Source organism: Nocardia sp. BSTN01 (assembly GCF_015354405.1).
Classification (GTDB): Bacteria; Actinomycetota; Actinomycetes; order Mycobacteriales; family Mycobacteriaceae; genus Nocardia.
In genome coordinates this window covers 23,614-36,538 of sequence record NZ_JADKYP010000063.1, presented here as the reverse complement: position 1 = coordinate 36,538, position 12,925 = coordinate 23,614, and the positions used below count along the sequence as shown (strand labels likewise).

Sequence of the window (12,925 nt, the reverse complement as noted above, 5' to 3'; positions counted from 1 at the left end):
CCAACAATATGGCGCATTCACTGCTGCTGGGCGGCGTGACCGCCGGGCTGGACGTCACCATCGCCGCGCCGGAGGGTTTCCGGCCCTACGACTGGGTGCTCGAGGCCGCCCGTAAACGGGCGGCCGAAACCGGCGCCACGATCACCCTGACCGACGATCCCGTCGCGGCGGCCACCGGCGCCGATGCCCTGGTCACCGATACCTGGACCTCGATGGGGCAGGAGAACGACGGCCTCGACCGGGTCGGCCCGTTCCGCCCGTTCCAGCTGAACGCCGAACTGCTCGCCCACGCCGCCGCGGATGTGGTTGTGCTGCATTGTCTTCCGGCGCATCGCGGCGAGGAGATCACCGACGAGGTGCTCGACGGGCCGCACAGTGTGGTGTGGGACGAGGCCGAGAATCGGCTGCACGCGCAGAAGGCGCTGCTGGTGTGGTTGCTGGAGCGACGATCGGGCGGTGCGGCGTGAGCACGGCGAGAGCGAACGGGTCGGGCGCCGGATCGGAGGGTCCGCGCACCGGCCCGGCCATCGCGCGCACCCGCGCCGGGCGCCAGCAGCGCATCGTGGAACTGTTGTCCGCCAACGCGGTTCGCAGCCAGACCGAGTTGGCGGCGCTGCTCGCCGACGAGGGCATCGAAACCACCCAGGCCACGCTGTCGCGCGATCTGGACGAACTCGGCGCGGTGAAGCTGCGTGCCGCCGACGGTGGCGCCGGCATCTACGTCGTGCCCGAGGACGGCAGCCCCGTGCGTGGTGTCACCGGCGGTACGTCCCGGCTCTCGAAACTGCTCGGCGACCTGCTGGTCTCCACAGATCACAGCGGTAACCTCGCGGTGCTGCGCACGCCGCCGGGCGCGGCGCATTTCCTGGCGAGCGCGCTCGACCGCGCGGCCCTGCCCGAGGTGGTCGGCACCATCGCCGGCGACGACACCATCGCGGTGATCGCCCGCGAACCCATGACGGGTGCGGAACTGGCCGCGAAGATCGAACACCTGGCGTAGCCGGTCCGATTCCGCACGTTCCGCAGACCCGCTCGAGGTCGACCCCGAGCGTGCGATCGTCGTATTCTACGGCGCCGGCGATCATCCAGGCGGAGCCCGCTCCCGGTCGGGTATGTCCCGGCTGAGGTGTGCGGGTTAGGTTCCGGGCCGACGTTCCGTCCGGCCCGCAGAGCGACTCGACGATGACGCCCTCGTCGGCCCGGTCAGTCCAAGGGCCGCTCGAAGTGCCGCCCTCCCGCGTTCGGCGGCACGGGGATCGTCGAGTAGTTGTATTTCCTGGTTGACCGCCATCGTGATGCCGATGACAGTGGTGACCAGTTCGTCCACCGGGCGATGGGGGGCCTCCGATTCCGCTTGGTAGGCAAGGATTTCGGACTCCAGCGCTGCGCGTGCGCTTTCCACGTACGCGCGCAGACGGTCGCGGAGCGCCCCCGGCCGGCCGTCGAGTTCGGTCGAGGCCGCGGTGACGAAACAGCCTCCCGGAAACGGGCATTCGGCCAGATAGTCGATCCAGTTGTCGACCAGACGCGTCAACCGTTCGGTGCCAGGCGGTAACCCGTCCAGCGGGACGATCACCGCCGCTCGAAAGATTTTCCCGGCCTGCTCCAATGCGCTCAGCTGCAATTGTTCCCGCGATCCGAAGGGCCCCACGACCCCGGCCTTGCTCATATCCAGGCTCTCGGCGAGCGATCCGATGGTCACCCCCTCCACGCCGATCAGCGAGGCCTGTTCGACCGCGGCCGAGATGATGCGCTCCCGGGTGTGCGCGGCGTCCGCGGTGGATCGGCGAGGTGACATGAGCCCAGCATAGCGTCCGATCGTTCGCTATAGTCATTTGGCGAACGAGCGTATGCTAAACAATGAAAGGTGTTGTCATGAGCGAACTTTTGCGGTTGGACGCGATGGCTCTGGCCCTGATCGGCCACGATGTGGTCACACTCGAGGACGCGGATCTCACCGCGCCGACGCCGTGCGCGGGATGGAATGTCGCCGACCTGATCACCCATATGAACGAGCGGCACGAGGCGGTCAACTCTTCCGTGCTCGGGACCTCGGTCGACGGCGTGGACGATCCGCGCGAGGTGTTCGCGCAGATCACCGCCCGCTGGATCGCCGCGATGGAGCGTTCGGGCGAGGTGGTGGTCTTGCCGCGGTCCGGTCCGCTGCCCATCGAACAGGTGCTCGGCGTCCATCTGGTGGACATGCTCACCCACCGCTGGGACCTTTCCCGGGCCCTGCGCCGTCCCTGCCCGGTGCCTGCGCGATTGCTGACCGCGGCCCTGCCCGTCGCGCGCTCGAGCACCGCGCCCGGCAGTCCGCTCAACGGCCCGGGCGGCGCCTATGGCCCCCGGCTGGCCGAGGACGAATCCCGCCCGCCACTGGACCGAATCGTCGCCCTCCTCGGCCGCGATCCGGACTGGCGCGGGTGAGCGTGCGGCGCTACGGCTTTCGGGCGACCGCGCCCCAGCAGTTGACCTGCTTGTCGAGCCAGGACGGGGGTTCGATGCCGGGGCGCCAGCGGTTGACCGCGACCACGCCCGGATCCAGTAGTTCGAGGCCGTCGAAGAAGGCGGCGAATTCGTCGCGGGTGCGAGCCTGCGCGTAGACGGCGCTGCGGCGGTACATGTCGAGGGCCCGGTCCATCCCCTCCGGGTCCAGATCGGCGGTGATGTGGGACGCGATCACGAACGAGCCGGGCGCGAGATTGTCGAGCAGGGTCTTCAGTACGCCGGCCGGATTCTGGTCGGCGGACAGGAAATGCAGCACCGCGACCAGGCTCAACGCCACCGGACTGGCCAGATCGAGGGTCTCGCGCAATTCCGGCGCGGCCAGGATCGCCTCGGGATCGGTGAGGTCGGCCTGAATGTAGGCGGTGCGGCCCTCGGGCGATCCCGCGAGCAGGGCGCGCGCGTGCGCCAGCACCACCGGGTCGTTGTCGACGTACACCACGCGGGCCTCCGGCGCCCGTTCCTGCGCCACCTGATGCAGATTGGGTTCGGTCGGGATGCCGGTGCCGATGTCGAGGAACTGTTTCACCCCCGCGTCGGCGAGGGCGTCGACCGCGCGATGCATGAACTGCCGGTTGTGCCGGGCCGCGATCCGCACCGTCGGGAAGCCCTCCATGACCTGCTCGAGGGCGCGGCGGTCGACTTCGTAGTTGTCCTTGCCGCCCAATGCGTAGTCGTAGATGCGGGCACTGCTGGGCACCTCGGCATCGGAGGTCACACTGCTGTCGGATGCGGTCATCACAGTCCTGTCGGCACGGGATCGTCTCGGTCGGATGATATTCGAAACCAAGCGCTCGTGCACGGATTCCCGGCCACCGAACATGTTGGCGATCAATGGGATTGGCGGATCCGGCCGCGGCAGTTCGCCGACATTCCGGACCCGCGGCCCGAATCGGACGGATCAGCCGGCGACCGCCGGGGCGAGCACCTCCTCGCACCATTGCCGGAAACCGGTGGGGGAGTGGGACTCCGGTGTGCGTGGCGCGTCGTAGAGGCCGTCCTCGACCGCGGCCGACATATCCACCAGGCCCTGCGCCCAGGCCACGCTCATCCCGTGTGCCGTCAGCGACGCCGCGTAGTCGGCCGCCGGGATCTGCTGGTAGCCGATCGAGCGGCCGAGCACCTCGGACATGATGCGCGCCATCTCGTTGTGCGACAGATCTTCCGGGCCGCGGATCTCCACGCTGTCCTGTCCGGTCCAGGACTCGTCGAGCAGCAGTCGCGCCGCGACGGCCGCGATATCCCGGGTGGCGCAGCTGGGTGCGCGGAGATCGCCGGAGACGGTGCCGAAGAAGGTACCCAGGTTCCGGATCGGATCGACCTGCCGGAGCATATTCTCCATGAATCCGGGCGGGCACAGGGACCGATAATGCACCCCGCTGCTCTCGATGAGCGCGTCCATGGCGAAGATCGCCGAAATCTGGCCCGCCTTACGGCCGCCTGCGCGGCCGAGGCTCGAGACGGCGACGACGCGGCCGATGCTGTCGAGCGCCTCACACAGCGGCGTCACGAATTCCAGGACGTGCCCGGGGACGCTGGTCGCCGCCGGATTCGGCGGAACCAGCCAGAACACGGTGTCGGCGCCCTTCACCGCGGCGGCGACGACCTCGCGATCGGAGGTCGATCCCTGGACCACCTCGACCCGCTCGCGGATGTGCGGGGCCAGGCGCGCCGGATCGCGAGCGATCACCCGGATCGGCTCGTCGCTGTCGGCGACGAGATCCAGGACCTGGTGCCCGATACTGCCAGTGGGTGTGGATACGACGATCATGAACTACTCCTGAACGAGTACGACGTAAGTAAACTACACCGTACCGTTTACTTTGACGGAAGGGAAGACCGCATGGCGAGGCGTGGTGATCGACTGCGCGAACACATCCTGTGGACGGCCAAGGACGTCTTCCTCGAGGTGGGGTTCGAGCGGACGTCGATGGATGTACTGGCCGCGCGCGCCGAAACCTCGAAGCGAACCCTGTACGCGCATTTCGAGAACAAGGACGCGCTGTTCCTCGCCGTCGTCGACTTCGTGCGCGGCCTGCATCTGAACCGGCTGGGGACTCCCGAGGACTACGGTGACGACCGACTGGACGCGGTGACCGGATACTGCGTCGGATTCCTGTGGTCGGTGGTGTGGATCCAGTCGGTGCGGACCTGCCGGCTGGTGATCGCCGAGGCGGAGCGGGTGCCGGCGGCCGCCGCCGATTTCTACGACGCCATCTTCGCGACCACGCGGCGCAATCTCACCGCATTCGTGGCGGCGAAGTGGCGGTTGCCCGACTCCGAGGCGCTCGCGGCGGTGGACGAAATCTTTTCTTTCGCAATCCATCCGCGCTTCACGGCGGTGCTGTTCGGCATCGAGGAAGCGCCGGACGAATGGCCCGAACGGCAACCGGCCGCGACCGATCCGGACCACGAGCGGATTCGCCGGATCGTCACCGGAGTGCTCGGGGACGCCTGACGCGTCGAGTCCGCGAATCTGTCGGTGCCCGTCCTTAGGGTGTGCGCATGGCGCTGACCTTCGAGCGGTATTGCGATGAGATCGTGGCCCAAACCGAGTTGCTGCGTGCCGCGCTCGTGCACGCAGACACCGCGGTTCCCGTGCCGAGCTGCCCCGGCTGGACCGTGGGCCAGCTGGGGCGTCACCTCGGCGGCGCGCAGCGGTGGGCGCGGGCGGCGGTCGCCGGCCGGGTGCGAGAACCGTTGCCGGAGGACGACTTCGCGTTCCGGGATCTGTCCGGATATCTGGACGAGGACCCCGAAGAACTCCGCGGCTGGCTCGCCGAGGGCGCCGCGGATCTGTCCGCCGAACTGCGCCGGGCCGGGCCCGGACTCGAGCTCTGGACGCCGGTGCCGGTCGTGCCGACCACAGACTTCTACGCCCGCCGCTTCACCCACGAAACGCTGATCCATCGGGCGGACGCCACGCTCGCCCTGGGTGCCGACTATCGCGCCGCGCCGGATGTCGCCGCGGACGCCATCGACGAATGGCTGGAACTGGCCTCGCTGCCGGTCATGTTCGACTACAAACCGGAATCCAGGGCACTGCTGGGCCCCGGCCGCACTCTGCACTTCCATGCGACCGACACCGCCGAGGACCTCCATGCCGAATGGATCGTGGATCTCACCGGCGACACCATCGGCTGGCGGCGGGCTCACGAGCGCGCCGCGGTCGCGGTTCGCGGACCTCTCACCGAACTTCTGCTGGTGATCTACCGTCGCCGGGCGGTCGAGGACGCCGAGATCGAGATTCTGGGCGACCGCGGACTGTTCGACTTCTGGCTCGACCGGGTCAGCTTCGGATGAGAGCCGGGCTCGCACGACTCGGAACGCGAGCCCGGCAGCACGTCCTGCGGCTCAGGCCAGTGGGTACTGTCCGGGCGGGTAGCTTCCGCCGAGGCCGCCGCCCGGCGTGCCCGCGCCGCCCGCGCCGATCAGGTCGGAGATGAGGGTGATCACCGACTGGCCGATCGCCAGCACATCGGAGCCGATCGTGCCGAAATAACCCGCAAACGTGGAGAGCATAGGGTCCGCCTTTCCCGGGGCAGCTGAGGCCGTTCGCTATCAGGGTGACATATCGGTGATACCCGGTTGCGGCAATCTCATTGACGCGCAGAGGTTTCGGGGTGAATGTCCGGAGTTGCCCGATCCGTCAGGCGGGCCGGCGGAGGCGCCGGGGCGCTCGGGCGGTGGTATGCCCACCCCCGGTTATGAATGGGATTGCATCATCATGCATAATCATTTGCAGTTGATGTGAGCCGTCCGAGGGCGGGTAGCGGCGGCGCATCGCACCGGTGACATCGCGCACCCCCTACGCATACGCACGAACCTGAGGAGCATCAGATATGGCCGATCGCGTCGTACTCGCCTATTCCGGCGGGTTGGACACCTCCGTTGCCATCAGCTGGATCGGCAAGGAGACCGGGGCCGAGGTGGTCGCCGTCGCGATCGATCTGGGCCAGGGCGGCGAGGACATGAACGTGGTGCGCCAGCGCGCACTGGACTGCGGCGCGGTCGAGGCCATCGTGGTCGACGCTCGTGACGAATTCGCCGACGAGTACTGCCTGCCGACCGTGCAGGCCAACGCCCTCTACATGGGCCGCTACCCGCTGGTGTCCGCGATCAGCCGCCCGCTGATCGTCAAGCACCTGGTCGAGGCCGCCGAATACCACGGCGCCACCACCGTCGCCCACGGCTGCACCGGTAAGGGCAACGACCAGGTCCGCTTCGAGGTCGGCATCGGCGCGCTCGCGCCGGATCTGAACGTCATCGCCCCCGTGCGCGACTACGCGTGGACCCGCGAGAAGGCCATCGCCTTCGCTGAGGAGAACGCGCTGCCGATCACGGTGAGCAAGAAGTCGCCGTTCTCGATCGATCAGAATCTGTGGGGCCGCGCGGTCGAGACCGGCTTCCTCGAGGATCTGTGGAACGCGCCGACCAAGGACGTCTACGACTACACCGTCGACCCGACCGTCAACTTCGAGGCGCCCGACGAACTGATCGTCACCTTCGACAAGGGTGTGCCGATCGCCATCGACGGCCGCCCGGTCAGCGTGCTCGAGGCCATCAGCGAACTCAACAAGCGCGCCGGTCGTCAGGGCGTGGGCCGGCTGGACATGGTCGAGGACCGCCTCGTCGGCATCAAGAGCCGCGAGATCTACGAGGCCCCGGGCGCGATCGCGCTGATCACCGCGCACCAGGAACTCGAGGCCGTCACCGTCGAGCGCGAACTCGGCCGCTACAAGCGCCAGGTCGAGCAGCGCTGGGGCGAGCTGGTCTACGACGGCCTGTGGTTCTCCCCGCTCAAGCGGGCCCTGGACGCCTTCGTGCGCGACACCCAGCAGCACGTCTCCGGTGAGGTGCGCATGGTGCTGCACGGCGGCAACGTCGTCGTCAACGGCCGCCGCAGCGAGGAGTCGCTCTACGACTTCAACCTGGCCACCTACGACGAGGGCGACAGCTTCGACCAGTCGCTGGCCAAGGGCTTCGTCCAGATCCACGGCCTGTCCTCCAAGGTCGCCGCGCGCCGGGACCTGTCCAAGAAGTAGCAAGCCGGCGGGCTCGGCCGCACGATCGGCCGAGCCGGGCGGCCGGTCGGGAGCAGTGGTAGCCGGTCGTCGCCGCCGAGCAGGGTGTCCGGGTCGGCGCGTGTGTCGAGCCGCAGGTGCGCTGCGATCGCCCCGTGGGGCCGCGGCTGTCGCGAGCGTGACGCTCGGGCGCGAGAGGTTCATGAGTATCCGGTCGGAGGCGCCGACGCACAGCGCCTGCCCCCGGATCGCGAAGACTCGCGGTGGTACACCGAATGCCGTTGCGGTTGACAATCGTCGCCGTGCTGCCGGATCGCCTCCGGCGGGGAGTCGCCGTGATCCGGCCGCACCCACTTCTCGTCGAGCGTGTACATCCGTGATGCGGAGTCCGGCGCCGCACCAGGCGCGGAGTAGCCTGCCACCGGGTGAAACCGCACGACCGCAGGGTGCGCATCGTGTAGAAGGCGACGCAGCCCGAACGGGAGGAGATGTCCGTGCGCAGTGACGACGACAGCTGGGATATCACCGAAAGTGTCGGCGCGACCGCCCTCGGTGTGGCCGCGATGCGGGCGGCCGAAACCCGGCGCCCGGACGCGCTGTTCCGCGACCCCTACGCCGCGCGTCTGGTCGAGGCCGCCGGGTCGGGCTGGAGCCACATCATGCGCGCTCAGGTCGCGGCGACATCGGCCGGTGCGGATCCCGCCGGCGAGGGCGAGCCTGCCTACAGCTCCCTGGCCGCGATGCTCATCGCTCGCACGGTCTACTTCGACGAGTACTTCGCCGCCGCGACGGCCGCCGGTATCCGGCAGGTCGTGATCCTCGCCAGCGGGCTCGATGCCCGCGCCTATCGGCTCGAATGGCCTTCCGGCACCGTGGCTTTCGAAATCGATCAGCCGAAGGTGCTGGAGTTCAAGAACTCCGTGCTCGCCGACGTGCGGCCCGCGGCCGACCGCCGCGCGATCGCCGTGGATCTGCGCCAGGATTGGCCGAAGGAGCTGTGGGACAACGGTTTCGATCCCACCGCACCGACCGCCTGGCTGGCCGAGGGCCTGCTGCGGTACCTGCCCGGCGAGGCGCAGGACCGGCTGTTCGACGACATCGCGGCGCTCAGCGCGCCCGGCAGCCGGATCGCCCTGAACATCGGGCGCGGCCGGCGCGAGGATTCGCCCGCACGACGCGCGATGCGGGAGCGCCGCAAGCGACTGCTCGCCGAGGCCGGGATCACGCTGAACCTCGAAGAACTCTGGTACCCCTGGGAGGGCCGCACCGACCCGCGCGACTGGTTCGCCGCGCACGGCTGGACCGTGACGACCGGCGACCCGGTCTCCCTGCTGACCGACCACGGCCGCGAGCAGCCCGATGTCGCTCGCGCCGAACTGAACCACCACATTCTGATGACCGCCACACGAGGAGACGAGAACCGATGAGCCAAGCCACCAACGAGGGCGCGCTGTGGGGTGGGCGTTTCGCCTCCGGCCCCGCCGCCGCCATGGCGGCGCTGAGCAAATCGACCCATTTCGACTGGGCGCTGGCGCCCTACGATATTCGCGCGTCCAAGGCCCACGCTCGGGTGCTGCACAAAGCCGGACTGCTGTCGGAGGCCGATCTGGCGGGCATGCTGGACGGGCTCGACCGGCTCGCGGCCGATGTCGCCTCCGGCGCGTTCACCCCGGCCGAATCCGACGAGGACGTGCACGGCGCGCTCGAACGTGGTCTGATCGATCGGGTCGGCGCCGAACTCGGCGGCCGGTTGCGTGCCGGCCGTTCGCGCAACGATCAGGTGGCCACCCTGTTCCGCATGTGGTTGCGTGATGCCGTGCGCCGCATCGCCTTCGGTGTGCTCGAGGTCGTCGACGCCCTGGTCGAGCAGGCCGCGGCGCATCCGGACGCGGTGATGCCCGGCAAGACCCATCTGCAGGCGGCCCAGCCGGTGCTGCTGGCCCATCAGCTGCTCGCCCACGCGCATCCGCTGCTGCGCGATGTGGACCGGCTGCGTGATTTCGACAAGCGCGCGGCGATCTCCCCGTACGGTTCGGGCGCACTCGCGGGATCCTCGCTGGGCCTCGATCCCGAAGCGATCGCCGCCGATCTGGATTTCGATGCCGCCGCGGCCAATTCGATCGATGCGACCTCCGCGCGCGACTTCGCCGCCGAGGCCGCCTTCGTTCTCGCGATGATCGGGGTCGATCTGTCGCGCATGGCGGAGGAGATCATCATCTGGAGCACACCGGAATTCGGCTACATCAGCCTCGCCGATGCCTGGTCGACCGGATCGTCGATCATGCCGCAGAAGAAGAACCCCGACGTATCGGAGCTGACCCGCGGTAAGGCCGGGCGCCTGATCGGCAACCTCACCGGTCTGCTCGCCACGCTCAAGGCGCAACCGCTGGCCTACAACCGGGATCTGCAGGAGGACAAGGAGCCGCTGTTCGATTCGGTGGCGCAGCTGGAACTTCTGCTGCCCGCCATCGCCGGGCTGGTCTCCACCCTGACCTTCCACACCGAGCGGATGGCCGAATTGGCGCCCGCCGGATACACCCTCGCCACCGATATCGCGGAATGGCTGGTGCGCCAAGGCGTTCCGTTCCGCGTGGCGCACGAGGCGGCGGGTGCGTGCGTGCGCGCCGCCGAGGCCCGGGGCATCGGCCTGGACGAGTTGACCGATGCCGAGTTCGCCGCCGTGGACCCGGCCTTGACGCCGCAGGTGCGCGAGGTCCTCACGGTGCAGGGCTCGATCGCCTCCCGCAACTCCCGCGGTGGTACCGCCGGCGTGCGGGTCGCCGAGCAACTGGGCGAGGTTCGCACCACTGCCGCCGAAGCCCGCACCTGGCTGAGCTGAGCCGGCGGCCGCGACCTGCCTGTCGACGCGGGCGGGCCGGTTCGGCCACCCGTGTGGCGTCTGTCGGGCTGATCGAGTGGCTGCTTGCGTCGAGTGGGTGCCGCCCTCACGGCTGGGTGTCTGCCGCCGGCCGTCCGGCCCGTGCGGGTGGTTCGGGCATCATGCGCGCCCGATATCGTGCGCGCATGATGTTCCTGTTTCTCGGATTGGCCATCGTGACCGAGGTGTCGGCGACGGTGTCGCTGAAGCTGTCCGAGGGCTTCACCAAACTGGTGCCCTCGATCGTCGTGGTGGTCGGGTATGTGGCGGCGTTCCTCTTCCTGTCGCAGGCCTTGAAGCGGGGGATGTCGGTCGGTGTCGCCTACGGCGTGTGGTCGGCGATCGGGGTGGCGCTGGTCGCCACGATCGGCGTGCTGTTTCTCGACGAACCGCTCTCGGCGGTGCAGATCGGCGGCATCGCGCTGCTGATCGCGGGAGTGCTGGCGCTGGAATTGGGCGGCGCGCACTGACGCGCGCGGCGAATGTGAGCCGGACCGCAAAATCGGCACGAGGCGGGGTAATTGAACCCACAGCGCTGAATGCGCTTTTCAAAGGCGGAATTAAGTAGCCTGGCGGAATGCAGTTGTCGCGATTCACCGATCTGGGGCTGCGGGCGATGATGCGGCTCGCGGTGAGCAGCGGCGCCGAGGAGCGCGTGACCGCGAAGCTGATCGCCCGGCAGGTCAACGCCTCCGAACACTACGTCGCCAAGGCCGTCACCAAACTGTCCGAACTGGGGCTGGTGGCATCGCAGCGGGGTCGCGCCGGCGGCATCTTCCTCACCGACGCCGGTCGCACCGCCACCGTCGGGCAGATCGTGCGCGGCCTCGAAGGCGCGGCCGAGGTGGTCGACTGCGTGGGCGACCATCCCTGCCCGATGGCCGGGGCGTGTCGCCTGCGGCGGATCCTGGCCGAGGCGCAGGAGTCGTTCTATCGCGAACTCGACCGCTATACCCTCAGTGATCTGGTCGATCGGCGGACGCAGCAATTACTGCATCTTTCGGCCTCGCCGGCATTGCCGTTCGGCGGTTTCGCGGTCGATGTCCCCGCCGTGTCCTGACTTCTTGCCTCTTCGTAATGCGCTGTGCACCAACATCTTCGGCGTCACAGCGCATATCTCTGTATCGGGACGAAAATGTGGCGTGGACAACATAATCCGCATTCCGTGCCGTAATTGAACACACGGCCTCGGAATTGGATTCGAAACCCCGGAAATGGTTACCGTGGAATTCGTCCGGTGATTCACCGGAATTGTTGCTCGAAGAGGAGTTTCATCATGACGACCGCGTCGACATCGGCCCTGGACACCATCGCCGAACTGGAACCACACCACGCCGAGATCGTGCGGGCGACCCTGCCGGTGATCGGGGCGCGGATCGACGACATCACCGCCGAGTTCTATCGCCGCCTCTTCGCCGCACACCCCGATCTGCTGCGCAACGTGTTCAATCGCGGCAATCAGGCCCAGGGGGAGCAGCAGCGCGCGCTGGCCGCCTCGATCGCCACATTCGCCACCCACCTCGTCGATCCGGCCCTGCCGCATCCGCGCCAACTGCTGGCCCGCATCGGCCACAAGCACGCCTCGCTCGGGGTGGTGCCCGACCAGTATCCGGTCGTGCACGAGCATCTGTTCGCGGCGATCGCGCACGTGCTGGGCGAGGCCGTCACCGCCGAGGTGGCGGCCGCGTGGGACCGGGTCTACTGGCTGATGGCCGACACCCTGATGGGATTCGAGAACGAGCTGTACTCCGGCGCGGGAGTCGAACCGGGCGCGGTCTTCCGTGAGGTCCGGGTGGTGCGGCGCATCGAGGATTCCGCCGACACCGTCACCTTCGTCGTGGAATCCGCCGACACGGCGGCGCCGCTTCCCGAATTCGTTCCCGGACAATATGTTTCGGTCGGCGCAGACCTGCCCGACGGCGCCCGCCAGCTGCGCCAGTACAGCCTCGTCAACGCGCCCGGCGCGGGCCGGCTGGCCTTCGCGGTGCGTCGTGTCACCGCCGTCGGCGACCGGCCCGAGGGCGAGGTCTCGTCATGGCTGCACACCGATGTCGAGGTGGGCGACCGGCTGCAGATCACCCTGCCGTTCGGCGATCTGACCATCGACACCGCCGCGCGGACACCGCTGGTGCTCATCTCGGCCGGCATCGGCGTCACCCCGATGGTCGGAATCCTGGAATATCTCGCGGCCACCGGATCGCCGCGCCGGGTGCTGGCGTTGCACGCGGACCGGGCCGAGGCCACGCATCCGCTGCGCGGTACCCAGGCCGATCTGGTCGCCGGTCTGCCCGAGGCCGAGCTGCACGTCTGGTACGAGGAGCTCAGTGCCGGCACGCACGCGGGCCTGCTGTCGCTGACCGGCATCGAGCTGCCCGCGGACGCCGAGATCTACCTGTGCGGTGGCACCGGCTTCCTGCAGGCGGCACGGGCGCAGCTGAAAGCCGCCGGTGTGGCCGACGAGCGGGTCCACTTCGAACTGTTCGCCCCCAACGACTGGTTGCTGGATCTGTGAGCC

The 12,925-nt window shown here is 68.6% G+C and carries 15 protein-coding genes; 11 read left to right on the top strand and 4 right to left on the bottom strand.

Going from position 1 to position 12,925, the window contains the following annotated elements:
* Both IRT45_RS31275 and IRT45_RS31270 read left to right on the top strand, forming a co-directional pair.
* A partial coding sequence (locus IRT45_RS31275) for an ornithine carbamoyltransferase (RefSeq protein ID WP_375540174.1) occupies window positions 1–467 on the top strand: 467 nt, incomplete at its 5' end.
* A 59-nt stretch (window positions 468–526) separates the two neighbouring features.
* Entirely contained in the window at window positions 527–1,000 is a 474-nt protein-coding gene (locus IRT45_RS31270; RefSeq protein ID WP_030518235.1) for an arginine repressor, read from the top strand.
* A gap of 135 nt (window positions 1,001–1,135) precedes the next feature.
* Here IRT45_RS31270 and IRT45_RS31265 read toward each other — a convergent pair whose 3' ends face one another.
* On the bottom strand, window positions 1,136–1,798 hold the full coding sequence (locus IRT45_RS31265; protein ID WP_194809399.1) for a TetR/AcrR family transcriptional regulator: 663 nt from the start codon (window positions 1,796–1,798) through the stop codon (window positions 1,136–1,138).
* A gap of 77 nt (window positions 1,799–1,875) precedes the next feature.
* On the opposite strand from IRT45_RS31265, the gene IRT45_RS31260 reads away from it, so the two are divergent.
* The gene (locus IRT45_RS31260) at window positions 1,876–2,430 is read left to right on the top strand and encodes a TIGR03086 family metal-binding protein (protein ID WP_194809398.1); all 555 of its coding nucleotides are present in this window, start codon (window positions 1,876–1,878) and stop codon (window positions 2,428–2,430) included.
* Between the two features lie 10 nt (window positions 2,431–2,440).
* Here IRT45_RS31260 and IRT45_RS31255 read toward each other — a convergent pair whose 3' ends face one another.
* Together IRT45_RS31255 and IRT45_RS31250 are read right to left on the bottom strand one after the other, a co-directional pair.
* A complete protein-coding gene (locus tag IRT45_RS31255) occupies window positions 2,441–3,247 on the bottom strand; it encodes an SAM-dependent methyltransferase (RefSeq protein WP_194809397.1) in 807 nt (268 codons plus the stop codon).
* Between the two features lie 162 nt (window positions 3,248–3,409).
* Window positions 3,410–4,279: an NmrA family NAD(P)-binding protein gene (locus IRT45_RS31250; protein ID WP_194809396.1), complete on the bottom strand. Its 870-nt coding sequence runs from the start codon at window positions 4,277–4,279 to the stop codon at window positions 3,410–3,412.
* Between the two features lie 72 nt (window positions 4,280–4,351).
* On the opposite strand from IRT45_RS31250, the gene IRT45_RS31245 reads away from it, so the two are divergent.
* Both IRT45_RS31245 and IRT45_RS31240 read left to right on the top strand, forming a co-directional pair.
* Window positions 4,352–4,966: a TetR/AcrR family transcriptional regulator gene (locus IRT45_RS31245; RefSeq protein ID WP_194809395.1), complete on the top strand. Its 615-nt coding sequence runs from the start codon at window positions 4,352–4,354 to the stop codon at window positions 4,964–4,966.
* Window positions 4,967–5,013: 47 nt separating this feature from the next.
* On the top strand, window positions 5,014–5,811 hold the full coding sequence (locus IRT45_RS31240) for a maleylpyruvate isomerase family mycothiol-dependent enzyme (protein ID WP_194809394.1): 798 nt from the start codon (window positions 5,014–5,016) through the stop codon (window positions 5,809–5,811).
* 51 nt (window positions 5,812–5,862) lie between these two features.
* On the opposite strand, the gene IRT45_RS31235 is transcribed toward IRT45_RS31240, so the two are convergent.
* Window positions 5,863–6,030: a hypothetical protein gene (locus IRT45_RS31235; RefSeq protein WP_157163392.1), complete on the bottom strand. Its 168-nt coding sequence runs from the start codon at window positions 6,028–6,030 to the stop codon at window positions 5,863–5,865.
* 320 nt (window positions 6,031–6,350) lie between these two features.
* Between IRT45_RS31235 and IRT45_RS31230 the strand changes: the two genes are divergently transcribed.
* The 6 genes from IRT45_RS31230 (at window position 6,351) to IRT45_RS31205 (ending at window position 12,922) form a co-directional block, all read left to right on the top strand.
* Window positions 6,351–7,553 (top strand): argininosuccinate synthase, encoded by a 1,203-nt coding sequence (locus IRT45_RS31230; RefSeq protein ID WP_194809393.1) that lies wholly within the window; start codon window positions 6,351–6,353, stop codon window positions 7,551–7,553.
* Between the two features lie 467 nt (window positions 7,554–8,020).
* Complete coding sequence (locus IRT45_RS31225) at window positions 8,021–8,959, top strand: class I SAM-dependent methyltransferase (RefSeq protein WP_194809392.1); 939 nt, start codon at window positions 8,021–8,023, stop codon at window positions 8,957–8,959.
* Complete coding sequence (gene argH, locus IRT45_RS31220; protein ID WP_194809391.1) at window positions 8,956–10,371, top strand: argininosuccinate lyase; 1,416 nt, start codon at window positions 8,956–8,958, stop codon at window positions 10,369–10,371. Before IRT45_RS31225 ends, argH begins: the two co-directional genes overlap by 4 nt.
* Window positions 10,372–10,556: 185 nt before the next feature.
* Window positions 10,557–10,880: a multidrug efflux SMR transporter gene (locus IRT45_RS31215; RefSeq protein ID WP_194809390.1), complete on the top strand. Its 324-nt coding sequence runs from the start codon at window positions 10,557–10,559 to the stop codon at window positions 10,878–10,880.
* Window positions 10,881–10,987: 107 nt separating this feature from the next.
* On the top strand, window positions 10,988–11,470 hold the full coding sequence (locus tag IRT45_RS31210) for an Rrf2 family transcriptional regulator (protein WP_194809389.1): 483 nt from the start codon (window positions 10,988–10,990) through the stop codon (window positions 11,468–11,470).
* A 216-nt stretch (window positions 11,471–11,686) separates the two neighbouring features.
* Window positions 11,687–12,922, top strand: coding sequence for a globin domain-containing protein (locus IRT45_RS31205; RefSeq protein WP_194809388.1), 1,236 nt, complete (start codon window positions 11,687–11,689; stop codon window positions 12,920–12,922).
* Window positions 12,923–12,925 lie beyond the last annotated feature (3 nt).

Excerpts from the sequence above, each read along its gene's own strand:
- IRT45_RS31265 (WP_194809399.1), bottom strand. The coding sequence starts at position 1,798 with ATGTCACCTCGCCGATCCACCGCGGACGCCGCGCACACCCGGGAGCGC.
- IRT45_RS31260 (WP_194809398.1), top strand. The coding sequence starts at position 1,876 with ATGAGCGAACTTTTGCGGTTGGACGCGATGGCTCTGGCCCTGATCGGC.
- IRT45_RS31255 (WP_194809397.1), bottom strand. The coding sequence starts at position 3,247 with ATGACCGCATCCGACAGCAGTGTGACCTCCGATGCCGAGGTGCCCAGC.
- IRT45_RS31250 (WP_194809396.1), bottom strand. The coding sequence starts at position 4,279 with ATGATCGTCGTATCCACACCCACTGGCAGTATCGGGCACCAGGTCCTG.
- IRT45_RS31245 (WP_194809395.1), top strand. The coding sequence starts at position 4,352 with ATGGCGAGGCGTGGTGATCGACTGCGCGAACACATCCTGTGGACGGCC.
- IRT45_RS31240 (WP_194809394.1), top strand. The coding sequence starts at position 5,014 with ATGGCGCTGACCTTCGAGCGGTATTGCGATGAGATCGTGGCCCAAACC.
- IRT45_RS31235 (WP_157163392.1), bottom strand. The coding sequence starts at position 6,030 with ATGCTCTCCACGTTTGCGGGTTATTTCGGCACGATCGGCTCCGATGTG.
- IRT45_RS31230 (WP_194809393.1), top strand. The coding sequence starts at position 6,351 with ATGGCCGATCGCGTCGTACTCGCCTATTCCGGCGGGTTGGACACCTCC.
- IRT45_RS31225 (WP_194809392.1), top strand. The coding sequence starts at position 8,021 with ATGTCCGTGCGCAGTGACGACGACAGCTGGGATATCACCGAAAGTGTC.
- argH (WP_194809391.1), top strand. The coding sequence starts at position 8,956 with ATGAGCCAAGCCACCAACGAGGGCGCGCTGTGGGGTGGGCGTTTCGCC.
- IRT45_RS31215 (WP_194809390.1), top strand. The coding sequence starts at position 10,557 with ATGATGTTCCTGTTTCTCGGATTGGCCATCGTGACCGAGGTGTCGGCG.
- IRT45_RS31210 (WP_194809389.1), top strand. The coding sequence starts at position 10,988 with ATGCAGTTGTCGCGATTCACCGATCTGGGGCTGCGGGCGATGATGCGG.
- IRT45_RS31205 (WP_194809388.1), top strand. The coding sequence starts at position 11,687 with ATGACGACCGCGTCGACATCGGCCCTGGACACCATCGCCGAACTGGAA.